General features: G+C 63.6%; 11 protein-coding genes and 1 other annotated feature. Of the genes, 8 read left to right on the forward strand and 3 right to left on the reverse strand.

Annotation, left to right across the window (positions count from 1 at the left end; genetic code table 11):
* The first annotated feature begins 29 nt into the window (after positions 1-29).
* The gene (locus tag KVT38_RS16635; RefSeq protein ID WP_368859112.1) at positions 30-635 is read left to right on the forward strand and encodes a TetR/AcrR family transcriptional regulator; all 606 of its coding nucleotides are present in this window, start codon (positions 30-32) and stop codon (positions 633-635) included.
* 33 nt (positions 636-668) lie between these two features.
* Positions 669-913, forward strand: a binding site (T-box leader).
* Positions 914-982: 69 nt separating this feature from the next.
* Positions 983-3,421: a leucine--tRNA ligase gene (gene leuS, locus KVT38_RS16640; protein ID WP_217594899.1), complete on the forward strand. Its 2,439-nt coding sequence runs from the start codon at positions 983-985 to the stop codon at positions 3,419-3,421.
* 101 nt (positions 3,422-3,522) lie between these two features.
* On the opposite strand, the gene comER is transcribed toward leuS, so the two are convergent.
* Positions 3,523-4,359 (reverse strand): late competence protein ComER, encoded by an 837-nt coding sequence (gene comER / locus KVT38_RS16645; RefSeq protein ID WP_217594855.1) that lies wholly within the window; start codon positions 4,357-4,359, stop codon positions 3,523-3,525.
* Between the two features lie 147 nt (positions 4,360-4,506).
* On the opposite strand from comER, the gene KVT38_RS35385 reads away from it, so the two are divergent.
* The 6 genes from KVT38_RS35385 to holA all read left to right on the forward strand — a co-directional run bounded on the left by KVT38_RS35385 (position 4,507) and on the right by holA (position 11,665).
* Positions 4,507-5,088 carry a ComEA family DNA-binding protein gene (locus KVT38_RS35385; protein WP_306795324.1) on the forward strand — a complete coding sequence of 194 codons (582 nt, stop codon included), beginning with the start codon at positions 4,507-4,509 and terminating at the stop codon, positions 5,086-5,088.
* Between the two features lie 43 nt (positions 5,089-5,131).
* The gene (locus KVT38_RS16655; protein WP_217594857.1) at positions 5,132-5,650 is read left to right on the forward strand and encodes a deoxycytidylate deaminase; all 519 of its coding nucleotides are present in this window, start codon (positions 5,132-5,134) and stop codon (positions 5,648-5,650) included.
* 92 nt (positions 5,651-5,742) lie between these two features.
* Positions 5,743-8,487, forward strand: coding sequence for a ComEC/Rec2 family competence protein (locus tag KVT38_RS16660; protein WP_217594858.1), 2,745 nt, complete (start codon positions 5,743-5,745; stop codon positions 8,485-8,487).
* Between the two features lie 216 nt (positions 8,488-8,703).
* Positions 8,704-9,252 (forward strand): RNA polymerase sigma factor, encoded by a 549-nt coding sequence (locus KVT38_RS16665; protein WP_217594859.1) that lies wholly within the window; start codon positions 8,704-8,706, stop codon positions 9,250-9,252.
* Entirely contained in the window at positions 9,249-10,424 is a 1,176-nt protein-coding gene (locus tag KVT38_RS16670; protein WP_217594860.1) for an anti-sigma factor family protein, read from the forward strand. Before KVT38_RS16665 ends, KVT38_RS16670 begins: the two co-directional genes overlap by 4 nt.
* 203 nt (positions 10,425-10,627) lie before the next feature.
* Positions 10,628-11,665 carry a DNA polymerase III subunit delta gene (gene holA, locus KVT38_RS16675; RefSeq protein ID WP_217594861.1) on the forward strand — a complete coding sequence of 346 codons (1,038 nt, stop codon included), beginning with the start codon at positions 10,628-10,630 and terminating at the stop codon, positions 11,663-11,665.
* A 60-nt stretch (positions 11,666-11,725) separates the two neighbouring features.
* On the opposite strand, the gene KVT38_RS16680 is transcribed toward holA, so the two are convergent.
* Both KVT38_RS16680 and KVT38_RS16685 read right to left on the reverse strand, forming a co-directional pair.
* Positions 11,726-12,709, reverse strand: a complete 984-nt coding sequence (locus tag KVT38_RS16680) for an electron transfer flavoprotein subunit alpha/FixB family protein (RefSeq protein WP_217594862.1) — start codon at positions 12,707-12,709, stop codon at positions 11,726-11,728.
* A 41-nt stretch (positions 12,710-12,750) separates the two neighbouring features.
* Positions 12,751-13,518, reverse strand: a complete 768-nt coding sequence (locus tag KVT38_RS16685) for an electron transfer flavoprotein subunit beta/FixA family protein (protein ID WP_217594863.1) — start codon at positions 13,516-13,518, stop codon at positions 12,751-12,753.
* Between the last annotated feature and the right edge of the window lie 6 nt (positions 13,519-13,524).

Raw genomic sequence — 13,524 nt, forward strand, 5'->3', positions numbered from 1 at the left:
GCAACACGTTTGAGAGGAAGGCGCGGCATGTGAATCAGAAACGTACGGGAAGGGCCCCGGGTCGGCCAAAAGGGAGCACGGACAGCAGGGCGGTTTTGCTCGGCGCGGCCTCGGCTCTTTTTATGGAATTCGGCTACGAGCCGGTATCGCTGAATCAGATCGCGGAGCGGGCCGGCGTGACCAAGGCTTCGATCTATTATTATTTCAGCGGCAAGCCGGAGCTGTTCGCAGCTTCCGTCATCGAGATGATGGGGCGCATCTGCGTCTTTACGCGGCGGATTCTCGAGCAGGAGGGCACGCTTAGGGAACGGCTGGTCAAGGTGGCGACAGCGAAGATGGCGGACACGCACGTCGAGTTCGAATCGATGATGCGCGAAGCGATCGCCTCGCTCAGCGAGGAGCAGCGGCGCGACATTCGCGAAGCGGAGCACCGCATTCACGAAGTGCTGGCGGAGTGCTTCGCCGACGCCGCAGCGAGCGGAGAGATGCGCGGCGGGGAAGATCCGCTTCTGCTGGCGCATGCTTTTTCATCGCTGCTGATGGTCGCGGGCCGCGACGGCGACGGCGAGCGAAGGGAAGATCTGCCCGAACGGATCGTCGATCTTTTCTGGCAAGGAGCGGGACCGCGAGCTTGACATTGATCGACGGCAACCGCTATAATCGAGGAAATAACGGCTAAGAAGAGGAAAAGTAATCGCTCAGCGTCACCCAGAGAACCGGCGGAGGGTGCAAGCCGGCTGACGTCAGCGACGAACTCGCCTTGGAGCCCCGCGTTCAATCCATGCCAGGCCATGTGCCTTGGCGGGCAAGCGCGGCGAGTCCCTCCGCGTTAAGGAGGAAGAGTGGACGGCATGCCCAAGCAGGGCTAACGTCAACTAGGGTGGTACCGCGAGTTTAACCTCTCGTCCCTAGCGTGATTTCGCTGGGGGCGAGAGGTTTTTTGGTTTTTAACGAGCAGTCAGACGGAAGGGGCAGCATGACCATGGTACAAGACAACAATCAACCCGGCTACAAGCCGCAGACGCTGGAGCCCAAGTGGCAGCGCTACTGGGACGAACACAAGACGTTCCGCACGACGGAGGACCCGGGCAAGGAAAAGTTTTACGCGCTCGATATGTTCCCGTATCCATCCGGTGCCGGCCTGCACGTCGGGCATCCCGAAGGCTATACGGCGACCGATATCGTCAGCCGCTACAAGCGCATGCGCGGGTACAACGTGCTCCATCCAATGGGCTGGGACGCGTTCGGCCTGCCGGCCGAGCAGTACGCGCTCCAGACGGGGCGGCATCCGCGCGAGATCACGGTGGAGAATATCGACAACTTCCGCCGCCAGATCAAGTCGCTCGGCTTCTCGTACGATTGGGACCGCGAGTTCAGCACGACCGATCCCGACTATTACAAGTGGACCCAGTGGATTTTTATCCAGCTGTATAAAAAGGGACTCGCCTACGTCGCCGAAGTGCCGGTCAACTGGTGCCCGGCGCTCGGTACGGTGCTTGCGAACGAAGAGGTCATCAACGGGCTGAGCGAGCGCGGCAACCATCCGGTCATCCGCAAGCCGATGCGCCAATGGATGCTCAAGATTACCGAATACGCCGAACGGCTGCTCGAGGATCTCGAGGAGCTCGACTGGTCGGAGAGCATCAAGGACATGCAGCGCAACTGGATCGGCAAGTCGACGGGGGCCGAGGTCACATTTGCGATCGACGGCCACGCGGACGCCGCCCTCACGGTGTTCACGACGCGCCCGGATACGCTGTTCGGCGCGACGTATTGCGTGCTGGCGCCGGAGCACGAGCTCGTGTCGGCGATCGCTTCGCCCGAGCAGAAGGCGGACGTCGAGGCTTATGTCGAGCAGGCTGCGCGCAAGAGCGACCTCGAACGCACCGACCTGGCGAAGGATAAGACGGGCGTGTTCACCGGCGCCTATGCGGTCAACCCGGTGAACGGCGAGCTCGTGCCGGTCTGGATCGCGGACTACGTGCTCGGCGGTTACGGTACGGGCGCGATCATGGCCGTGCCTGCCCACGACGAGCGGGACTGGGCGTTTGCGAAGAAATTCGGGCTGCCGATCGTCGAGGTCGTCAGCGGCGGCAACGTCGAAGAAGCGGCGCATACCGGAGAAGGAGAGCACGTCAACTCGGGCTTCCTGAACGGCCTGTCTACCGCCGACGCGATCGCCAAGAGCATCGCCTGGCTGGAGGAGCAGGGCAAGGGACGCGGCAAGGTTACGTACAGGCTGCGCGATTGGCTGTTCAGCCGCCAGCGCTATTGGGGCGAGCCGATCCCGGTGCTGCACTTTGAGGACGGCAGCATGGAGACGGTGCCGGAGGAAGAGCTTCCGCTGCTGCTGCCGGAGGTTGACGCGATCACGCCGTCGGGCACGGGCGAATCGCCGCTCGCGACCGTCGAGGATTGGGTGAACGTGACGCTGCCGGACGGCCGCAAGGCGCGCCGGGAGACGAATACGATGCCGCAGTGGGCGGGCAGCTGCTGGTATTACCTGCGGTTCATCGATCCGAAAAACGCGGACGCGATCTGCGATCCGGCCAAGCAGCGGGAATGGCTGCCGGTCGATCTGTACATCGGCGGCGCCGAGCATGCCGTGCTTCACTTGCTCTACGCGCGATTCTGGCATAAAGTGCTGTACGATCTGGGCGTCGTGGCCACCAAGGAGCCGTTCCACAAGCTCGTCAACCAGGGTATGATACTCGGCACGAACAACGAAAAGATGTCCAAGTCGCGGGGCAACGTCATCAACCCCGACGACATCGTCAGCGAGTTCGGTGCGGATACGCTGCGCGTGTACGAGATGTTCATGGGGCCGCTCGAAGCGACCAAACCGTGGAATACGAACGGCGTCGAGGGCATGTACCGCTTCCTCGGCCGCGTATGGCGCCTGTTCGTCGGAGAGAATGGCGAGCTTAGCGAAAAGATCAAGGATACGGCGGGCGAAGAAGCGTTCCGCAGAACGTGGCATCGTTCGGTCAAAAAAATTACCGAGGACTACGAAGGCCTTCGCTTTAACACGGCGATCAGCCAGCTCATGATCTTCGTCAACGAGGCGTACAAGGTCGAGGAGCTGCCGAAGCAGGCGATGGAGCACTTTGTGCAGATGCTGTCGCCGATCGCGCCGCATATCGCCGAGGAGCTCTGGGAGAAGCTCGGCCATACGGAGAGCGTGACCTATGCGGCTTGGCCGTCCTACGACGCCGAGCTGACGGTCGACGCCGAAGTCGAGATCGCCGTCCAGGTCAACGGCAAGATCGTGGATCGCGTATCTGTCGCGGCGGATCTTGAGGGAGAGGCGCTGCAGGAAGCGGCGCTCGCGCTGGATAAAGTGAAGGCGGTCACGGAAGGCAAGACGGTGCGCAAGATCATCGCGGTTAAGGGCAAGCTCGTCAACATCGTAGCGAACTGACACGTCAAGGGCGGCCCGTCTGAATCGTCGGGCCGCCCTTTGCGCTGTTCTGCGGTTGCCGCGCCTCGCTCGCCGGCCGGCCTCCGGCTCGATTAGTCAGCCTAATCGGACCGGAAGGACTGCTCGGAGAGCGAGGCTTCAACCTTGATCAGATCCTCCGCGAACTTGTCGTGCGTTTTCCGCATCACCTTGCGGAAGGCGTCTTGGGTCGACTGGCGCAGTTCTTCCATCGCTACCGCCGTGATGCCGCCGGGCACGCACACGCGCTCCTGCAGTTCGCGCATCGTGCAGCCCTGCTCCAGCAGCCTTGCCGTGCCGAGCAGCATCTCGGCGCCGACCTTGGCCGCGACCTCGGGCGTAAGTCCCGCGAATTCGACGGTCGCTTCCACGAATTGCTCCAGCAGGTACGCCATGAAAGCGGGGCCGCAGCTGGACAGGTCCGAAGCGGCGCGCACGCTGTCTTCGGGCACTTCGATGGGCTCGCTGATGCGCGCGAACATGGAGACGAGGAGCTTTTTGTCGGCAGGCTCGAGCCGCGTGCCGTACATGAACAGCGAGGCACCGCTCGCTGCGCCGTTGACGATGCTGGGGATGATTTTCGCCGTCTTGCAAGGCGTGAGTCGCTCCAATTGCTCCAGCGTGACAGGGCTGGTAATCGACACCAGCAGCTGCTCCGGCCGGAGCAGGTCTCGAATTTCGCCGATGACCGCCCGGTAATCGAGCGGCTTCACGCAGATAAAGACGATATCCGCGTCCCGGACGGCTGCCGCGTTCGTCGGCCCGATCCGTAGGCCCGGAAACTGAAGCGCCAGACGTTCCGCTTTGGAGGAGGTGCGAGTCGCGATCGTCACTTCCGACGGCTCAAAAGCCCGGGCGCGCAGCAAGGCTCCCGCTAGCAGACCGCCCATGCTTCCGGCGCCGATGAAGCCGACCTTCATCTGAGGTCCCCCTCCCGCTATTGACATTATGCATGGCTACTTTCCATTGTATGTCAGTAGGTTTGGCCGACATGACTCGATTTTTTACGCGTTTTGAAATGAGATGAATGCCGGTCGTATCCGGTGAAGATCATGGAGGAGAGGCGAATGCGAGGAAATACGGCGCGGAACGCCCGGCTGCGCAGCCGGGCGGCTCTGCTGGCAGGCGCGGCCGCGGCCGGCCTGCTTGCTTGGGGATGGCTGAGACCGGCGGACGGGAGCGTGCCCGGCTGGGAGCCGGTGAACGCGCAGGTCGCCGCGGCGGTCGCCAACGCGGAGGTGGAGGGCGGCAAGGCGGAGCGAGCGGGCGGGAAGACCGGCTCTGCGGATGCGTCGTCAGCATCGGCTGCGACCGTCCGGCCCGCGGACACTAAGGGCGCTGCCGAGCCTACGGCCGGCGGCTCGGCACCGGTGCTTCCGCCTGCCTCGTCATCCGCCAGTCCCGCCTCGAACGCGCTAGAAGAAGCGCAGTCGCCGGCTGCGGAGTCTGCGGACGGACGGCTCGACATCAACCGGGCGAGCGCCGCAGAGCTGGATGCCCTGCCCGGTATCGGGCCGGCCAAGGCCGAAGCGATCGTTCAATATCGGAAGGCGCACGGACGCTTCGGGTCGCCGGAAGCGCTGACGGACGTCAAAGGAATCGGGGACAAGCTGCTCGCGAAGCTGCTGCCTCTCATCAAGGCCGGCTAGGGCCGAGCGGCTGTCCGGGATACACAACAGGAGGAGAAGCCAGATGTCGCTTGCGGTTCGCAAGGATTGGGACACTTACTTTATGGACATCGCCTTCATGGCGTCGACGCGGTCGCGCTGTCCGAGGCGCCATGTGGGCGCCGTGCTCGTGCAGGGCAAGAAGCTGCTGGGTACGGCCTACAACGGCGCGCCGATGGGCGTGCCGGACTGCTCGGAGGCCGGTTGCATGATCGTCGAAGAATTTGCGCCCGCGCCGTCGGGCGAACCGGGCGTCATGGTCAAAAAGGAGCGCTGCATCCGCACGATCCACGCGGAGCAGAACCTGCTGCTGTTCACGGACCGGATCGACCGGGAAGGCTCGACTGTCTACGTGACCGACCAGCCTTGCTGGACGTGTGCGAACATGCTCGCCAACAGCGGCATCGTCGAGATCGTTTTCCACCGCGGCTATCCGAAGGACCACGACAAAGTTTCCGCGCTGATGGCCGAGCGCCGCATCGTTTTCAGGACGATACCGGATTACGCGCCGCCTCAGGATACGGAAGTTAAGGAAGCCGATTAGCGGATCGATAGCCGAATACGAAAGCAAGCCATGGGAAGAACCCTGCTTAAACGCGCAGGGTTCTTTTATTTTTAAGAGAGGAGGGTGCAACGATGGATCGCAGGCCGCTCGTATGCGCAGCGGGGTTCTGGGTCGCGGGCAGCGGCGTCTGGTCGATCAGGCAGGGCATGCCCGCGGTACTCGTCTATATCGGTATTGTCGCGGCGCTGGCAGCCTTCGTCCTTGCGGGGCGAATTCGGCTTCGTACGGGCGCGTTGTGCGCGCTGGCCTTGCTCCTGTCGACGGGCTTGCGGATATGGAGCGAAGCGGGAAACGGCTCCAACCTGACTGCGGCATGGACGGCGCCGGAAGGCAGATCGGCGATCGCGACGGGCCGGCTGCTCGAGCCGGCGGCGATCGACGGCGATATGGTGACGTTTCCGATTCGCGCGCGTCTCGTCCGATCGGAGGACGGGGCGGAAGTGAGCATCGACGAGAAGCTGCTGATACGCGTCAGGCTGTCCGCCGAAAACGAGCTTGCTGTCGCGGCATCCTGGAAGCGCGGCATCGCCGTCGAGGTCGCCGGCGAACTCAAGCTCCCTGCCGACGCGGGCAATTTCGGCGGCTTCGACTACAGACGGTATTTGAACCGGCAGAATATCTATTGGACGGTATTCGCCAAAGGCGCCGATGCCGTCTCTTGGCAGCCGGGCGGCTTGTCGTTCAAGGACCGGGCGCTTGGCTGGTTCGACGAATCCCGGGAGGCGATCGGACGGTTGACGGATCGGTTGTATGGCGACGCGGACGCCGGATATATGAAGGGGCTGGTAGCCGGCATCGCGGACGACATTGATCCGGAGCAATACGACGACTTTTCCCGGCTCGGGCTAACGCATGTGCTCGCCATATCCGGCCTTCACGTCGCCGTCGTCGTTTACATTTTATTGATGCTGGGCAAGCTCGTGCGCTGGACCCGGGAGCGAACGCTTGCTTTCGCGGCGTCGGCGATGCCGGTCTACATGCTGCTCACCGGTGCTTCTCCGTCGGCCGTCCGCGCCTGTCTCATGTCGATGATCGCCCTGTGGCTCGCGCGGCAGGGCAAGCTGAAGGACGGGCTGCACTTGCTTGCCGCGTCCGCGCTCATCATGGTCGTCTGGCGTCCGGCTGTCGTGGAGGACGTTAGCTTTCAGCTTTCCTTTATCGTGACCGCGGGCCTTTTGCTCTGCGTGCCGGTCATGACGGAGGTGCTTGCTCTCCGCATCCGCTCGCCGTTCGTCCGTTCTTCGCTCGCGGTCGCTTTGACCGCCCAGCTTTTTTCATTCCCGGTCACTGCTTTTTATTTTCACCAGCTGCATCTGCTGTCGCTGCTCGCGAACCTCGTGCTCGTGCCCTTTATCAGCTTCGTCGTCATGCCGCTCGGGATGGCGGCGCTGGCGCTGGGCGCCGTCTGGCTGCCGATCGGCCTCGTTCCCGCCAAGCTTGCGACGCTATGCAACCGCGCGACCTTTGCGGCAACCGAAGGGCTGGGGGCGGTCAAGGCGCTTTCGACGGTTTGGCAGCAACCCGGCTTGATTTGGGTGCTTGCCTTCTATGCGCTGCTGCTGGCGACGCTGGCCTTCGCCCGCCGCTCGCTCCGGCAACGCGCCGAGGCTGCAGCGACGTCCGAAGCTGCCGCTGCCCAACTGGCGGCAGCCGATCCGTTCGATCCGGCCGAGCGCGCTGGGCGGATCGCCGCTTATGCCGAGAGCGAGCAGAAGGGAGGCGACTGGACGGAGCCGCTGCACGCCGGGCGCGGCGGAACGTCCGCCGCCGCAGCTTCGGGCGGCGCCGCTTCCGACCGGCGCATCGGGCTGCCGGGAGCGCCATCGGCGGCTGCCTGGCAACGGTCGGACATTCGCCCGTCGTTAAGCGCGCAACGTAGTCGACGACTGACCGCAGCGATCCTTGCGTTTGGCTGGATCGGCATGTTTGTCTGGGAAGCGCCGCCCGTCAAGCTCGATCGAACGGCAGCCGTCTCCTTTCTCGACGTCGGTCAGGGCGACAGCATTCTGATCACGACCGGAAGCGGCCGCCACGTGCTCGTCGACGCGGGCGGCACGGTCGCGTTCGGCGCGCCGAAGGAGCCGTGGCGTCTGCGCAAAGACCCTTACGAGGTCGGCCGCAAGACGCTCGTTCCGCTGCTGAAGCAGCGGGGCATCCGACGTTTGGACGCGCTCGTGCTGACGCATCTGGATGCGGATCACATCGGCGGCGCGCACGCGATTATCCGAGAGCTGCAGGTCGGGCGCATCTTATTCAACGGAACGATTAAACCGGATGAGGACGTCCTTCGTCTATATCATGAGGCGCAAGACGCGGGTATTCCGATGTATGCGGTCCAAGCCGGCGCCGCATGGCAGCCGGACGCGTCCACCACGATCGAGGCGCTATATCCGCCGAGGATGCCGGACGACGATCGGATACCGACGGTCGACGCGCAGAACGACAGGAGCGTCGTGCTGCATCTCGCGATTTACGGCCGCGTGTTCATGCTCTCCGGCGATCTGGAGGCGGCCGGCGAAGCCGCGGTGCTTGGGGAGCTTCGCCGGCAAGGCGGGGAGGCGCGCGCGGTCGACGTGCTGAAGGCAGGGCATCACGGCAGCAAAACGTCGACGACCGCAGCTTGGCTTGCTTGGTGGCAGCCGTCCGAGGTCGTCGTGTCGGCCGGCAAAAACAATTTGTACGGACACCCGCACGCCGAGGTCGTCGATCGGATTTTGCGGTCCGGCGCCACGCTCGAGCGGACCGATATCCAGGGCGAGATCGCCTATCGCATCCGGCCGGACGGCCGGCTTGAGCGGCGCGCGAAGCGTCCCTGAGGACAAAATGCGCCGCGTATGATAGACTGGAACGGGACTTATTTCACAACTTTTCGGCTGCCCGCCGAGTATATAGAGCAATACCGAATTTTGGGACACATACGTTTTCGAAGGGCGTTCACGCCTTTCTTTTTTTGTGAAATTATACCTAGCGTTTTTTGCAACCTTTTGGCGCGCGCTTGCGTCAGAGGGGATGCGAGAGAAGGAGGATCTCCCGTGGTGGAGCCGGAATTGATCAGAGCTGCGCAGGCCGGCGATCGGGAAGCGCTCGTCGCGCTGCTTCGCGAGATCGAACACCAGGTTTACCGTACGGCCTATTATTTGCTTAACCACGAGCAGGATGCGATGGACGCCGCGCAGGAAGCATTGATTCGGGTATACACGAAGATCAATTCCTACGAAGAAAAGGCGCAATTCCGCACGTGGGTTCAGCGCATCGTCACGAACATATGCATCGACAAGTTTCGTCGCAAACGTCCTTCCGTTTCGATCGACGAACATGAACTGGTATTTCAGGCAAACGAAGACGTCGAGGCCGAGGTGATGAGCGGCTACGCTTCCGAAGATATTCGCGAAGCGATCGGCAAGCTTCCGGAGCACCACCGCACCGTGGTCGTGCTTCGTTATCTGCAGGATTTTTCTTATAACGAAATCGCCGATTCGCTCAACTTGCCGCTTAATACGGTCAAGTCTTACTTATTCCGCGCCCGGCAACAACTGCAGACATTGCTTCATGACTATCGCAAAGGGGGTGTCCGGGGATGAACCGCGAAGAGGGGATGGAGCTTGTGCAGCGTTCGATCGACGGCGATCTGAACGAGGAAGAGTCGTCGCGCTTGCAAATGTACCTGCAGAACTATCCGGAGTGCGCCGCGCTCCTCGAACGGCTGACGCGGCTGTCCGAGGAACTGACACAGCTGCCGCATGTCACTCCCAAATACAGCCTGGTCGACGCGATCCTGCCCCAGCTGGAGCGCCTCGTGCCGGATCCGGCACCGGACGCCGAGGAAGCGCCGGCCGCCGAAGCCGCATACGAGCCGCGCTCCCGCAGGACGGGCAGCCGCAAGTCCGTCTACCGCGGCCTGGCCGCGGTTGTCGCGGCCGGCGTAGTGGCGGGCGTCTTGCTGATCGCCCAGCCGTTCTCGCTGCAGTCGGATCAGCAAAAGGCGGCCCTGCAGCAGGAGTCGGCGGCCGGTTCCGCGACGGATGAGGCCCCGTCCAGCATGCTGCGCAAAAGCGTAATGAACGACAAAGCCGTGCCGGAAATGGCCGACGACGGCGCAAGCGCCTCCAGCGAACAGAGCCAAAGTTCGAACTCGGTCGAGGGCTCGGCGGACGATAGCAACGCGTCCGTCAGCGGCACGAATATGCACGGATCCGCCGGCGGCGGCGAGTCCGGTACTTCGGACGGTTCAGCCGGCGCCGTGCCGACGGCCAAGATCAAGACGCAGACGCCTGACGCGAATCAGGACGTCGCGCCGCCCGTTGCGAGCGGAGACGACGTGCCGATCGGAGACGAACAGCTAGGCCTTGCACCCTCGCCTTCGGCTTCGGCTGCCGCGTCGGCAGACGTAATGGACAAGTCGGATAAAATTACGCGCAATGCGGAAGGCGCAGCATCCGACGCGCCTCCCGCTACGGAAGCGCCCTCGCTTGCCGCCGTGCCGAACGTCACCTTTTCGGCAGCGGAACAGTCCCTGCCTTCATGGGCATCGCCCGAGGGCAAGCTGACGGCGGTTGCGTATCAGGGCGGCCTGCGGATCGTCAAGACCGACGGTTCCGGGACGATTTTCGAGAGCGACAAGCGCGACGGCACGGTGTCCGACGTCTCCTGGGGGCAGGACGGACAGGATTTGTATTATACCTGGACGGACGCCTCCGGCAAGGCGACGGACCTGTGGTGGAACGCCAAAGAAAATCGCGAGCAGGCGCGCTGAACGGTCGTCACCAATCGAGCCGCTGCCGCGTATAGTGGGATTATAAAAGCCGCCGCGCCCCCTGGAGGCGCAGTCACGATCGTTCGCGCAGGCACCATGGGCTTGCACGTCGAACGTTGACATAGATTCCAAGGACAAAGAGATCGCGCCTGCCGTTAACGGGTGCGGTCTCTTTGCTGTATAATGGGTGCGAGGTGGTCGGAATGGAATCGAGACAAGCTTTTAAGGAAATTCGGGACGGACAGATTCGTCCCGTGTACATATGCTACGGCACGGAGAGCTACCGCATGAACGAGTTCGCGGAGCGGCTCGCAGCCGCAGTCGCCGAGCCCGAGCATCGCGACATGGCGATCGTGCGCTTCGATACGGCGGAGCATTCGCTCGACGTCATTTTGGAAGAGGCGGAAACGATGCCGTTTCTCGTGCCGAGCAAGCTGGTGCTGGTGCGGGACAGCGTCGTATTCGGCTCGGCCAAGGAGTCCGCGAAGACGGAGCATCGGCCCGAGCGGCTGCTCTCGTATATGCGCCAGCCGTTCGAGACGACGGTGCTCGTCTTTTTCGTGCCGCACGACAAGCTCGACGAGCGCAAGAAGACGTCGAAGTCGGCCAAGCAGGAAGGCATCGCCGTTAATTTTGCGCCGCTCGGTCCGGACGAGCTGCTCCAGTGGATCTCGGGCCGCGCGGCCAAGCAGGGCCGTACGATGGATCGTGCCGCAGCGGAGGAGCTGATTCGCCGCGCGGGCACGGAGATGGGCGCGCTGTCCGCAGAGACGGACAAGCTGTGTCTGCATGCGGGCGGAGGCGGCACGGTGACGGCAGCCGCCGTCGCCGAGCTCGTGCCGGCCGGCGTCGAGCAGAGCGTGTTCAAGCTGACGGAGGAGATCGCGTCGCTGCGGACCGACAAAGCGATCGCGTTGTATCATGATCTGCTCAGGCGCCGCGAGGAGCCGATCAAGCTGACCGCGCTGCTCGTCAGGCAGTTCCGCAGCATGCTGTACGTGAAGGAGCTGGGCAAGCAAGGCTATTCGCCCCAGCAGATGGCGGGCCAGCTTGGCATGCACCCCTACGGGGTCAAGGTAACGGCGGATCAGGCCAAGGCGTTCACCATCGAGCGGCTGACCGCGCTCCTCGGCGGCCTCGCCGAGCTTGACTACGAGATGAAGACAGGTCGCGTGGATAAGACGCTCGGTCTGGAGCTTTGGCTGCTGCGGACAGGCTCCGGAGCGGGGATGAAGGTATAGCTCGCCCGCAAAATAAAAAGCGAACGCGCCGCGCCGACGACTTCGGCACGGCGCATCGCTTCATCCGGCGATCGCCTCGCGCAGCGCCTCCGTAAGCAGCGGCACGACTTCGAACAGATCGCCGACGATGCCGTAGTCCGCGACGCCAAAGATCGGCGCTTCCGGATCTTTGTTGATCGCTACGATGATGCGCGAGCCGCTCATGCCGGCCAGATGCTGGATCGCGCCGCTGATCCCGCAGGCGATGTAGATCTCGGGCGTGACGACTTTGCCCGTCTGGCCGATTTGCAGGCCGTAGTCGCAATAGCCGGCATCGCAGGCGCCGCGCGACGCCCCGACGGCGCCGCCCAGCAGCTCCGCCAGCTCTTCGAGCGGCCGGAAGCCTTCCGCGCTTTTTACGCCGCGCCCGCCCGCGACGACGATGGCCGCCTCCGTCAGATCGATCCTGCCCGCGGTTTTGCGGACGATATCCCTGACGACGGTGCGCAGATCCGCCGCGGGCGCCGCCGTCCGCTTAACGATAGTTGCGGCTTCGCCGCCCAATCGCGGCTCGGCCGCAGGCATATTGTTGGGCCGGATCGTCACCACCTGCGGATAAGCGGCAAACGTCCTGCGCTCGATCGCCTTCCCTGCATATATGGGACGCACGAACCGCGTCTCGTCGACGTCCCGTTCGATCGCGGTCACGTCCGAGATTTGACCCGCGGACAATTTGGCCGCAAGCGCAGGCGCCAGGTCGCGCCCCAGCGCCGTATGCCCGAGGAACAGGCCGTCCGGCCGCAGCGAGTCGAGCAGCGGAACGAGCGCCCGGACGTACGCTTCCGGATTATAGTGCCGCAGCGCCTCGCCCTCGATCGCATGCACCTGCGCGAGCGGGTAGACGGTCAGCTCCTCAGCCAGACCGTCCAAGCTTTCGCCCAGCAGTGCGGCATGGACGGCGTCTCCTGCGTCCGCGACGGCCGCAGCCGCCCGGAGCGCTTCCAGCGTCACGCGGCGAAGCTTGCCGTCCCGGTGCTCCGCCACGATCAAATACGTTTTGCTCATCCCGTTTTTCCTCCTTCATGGCGATGGCGGATCGAAAAGCGTCATCTCGTTTGGAGCCCGGCGCGCAGCAAACCGGCGAGCGCTTCCGCCTGTACCCGCGGGTCCCCCTGCAGCAGCTGCCCGGCTTGCCGACCTTGCGGCAGCGACAACGAGACGCGGGCGGTTCTCGCCGCATCGTGCCATCCCGCCATGCCCAGATCGTCCGCTGTCAGCGACTTGAAGGGCTTTTTTTTCGCCTTCATGATGCCGGGCAGCGACGGATAACGCGGCTCGTTTAACCCTTGCTGCGCCGTGAACAACGCCGGCAAGCGGACTTCGATCCGCTCGACGTCCCCCTCGGCATCCCGCTCGACGCTTGCCGTCCCGCCGTTCACCGTCAGCTTCGTGACCGAAGTGACGTACGGCAGACCGAGCGCGCACGCGACGCGGACGGCGACCTGGCCGCCGCCGGTGTCGACGGAGAAGCTGCCGCCGAGCACGAGATCGCAGCGTAGCTGCCGCAAGGCGGCGGCGATCGCCTCGGCGCATGCGAATTCGTCCTGCGGGATGCCGGCATCGTCGATCCAGATCGCCTCGTCCGCCCCCATCGCAAGCGCCGTGCGCAGCGCTTCGGCGACTCTGGCCGGACCGAGCGAGAGCGCCGTCACCTGCCCGCCATGGGTCTCTTTGAGCCGGATCGCCTCCTCGACTGCATATTCGTCGTATGGATTAATGACGAATTTCACGCCTTCCTCGACTACCAGACCGCCCTGCAAGACAATTTTTTCCTCGGTATCGAACGTTTGCTTCAGCAGTACCGCGATATGCATCGGACA

This window comes from Cohnella sp. GbtcB17, assembly GCF_019091135.1.
GTDB lineage: Bacteria > Bacillota > Bacilli > Paenibacillales > Paenibacillaceae > Cohnella.

Bases quoted from the DNA above. Each gene is read 5' to 3' on its own strand.
- KVT38_RS16685 (WP_217594863.1), bottom strand. From the start codon at position 13,518: ATGCATATCGCGGTACTGCTGAAGCAAACGTTCGATACCGAGGAAAAA.
- KVT38_RS16655 (WP_217594857.1), top strand. From the start codon at position 5,132: ATGTCGCTTGCGGTTCGCAAGGATTGGGACACTTACTTTATGGACATC.
- holA (WP_217594861.1), top strand. From the start codon at position 10,628: ATGGAATCGAGACAAGCTTTTAAGGAAATTCGGGACGGACAGATTCGT.
- KVT38_RS35385 (WP_306795324.1), top strand. From the start codon at position 4,507: ATGCGAGGAAATACGGCGCGGAACGCCCGGCTGCGCAGCCGGGCGGCT.
- KVT38_RS16680 (WP_217594862.1), bottom strand. From the start codon at position 12,709: ATGAGCAAAACGTATTTGATCGTGGCGGAGCACCGGGACGGCAAGCTT.
- KVT38_RS16660 (WP_217594858.1), top strand. From the start codon at position 5,743: ATGGATCGCAGGCCGCTCGTATGCGCAGCGGGGTTCTGGGTCGCGGGC.
- KVT38_RS16670 (WP_217594860.1), top strand. From the start codon at position 9,249: ATGAACCGCGAAGAGGGGATGGAGCTTGTGCAGCGTTCGATCGACGGC.
- leuS (WP_217594899.1), top strand. From the start codon at position 983: ATGGTACAAGACAACAATCAACCCGGCTACAAGCCGCAGACGCTGGAG.
- comER (WP_217594855.1), bottom strand. From the start codon at position 4,359: ATGAAGGTCGGCTTCATCGGCGCCGGAAGCATGGGCGGTCTGCTAGCG.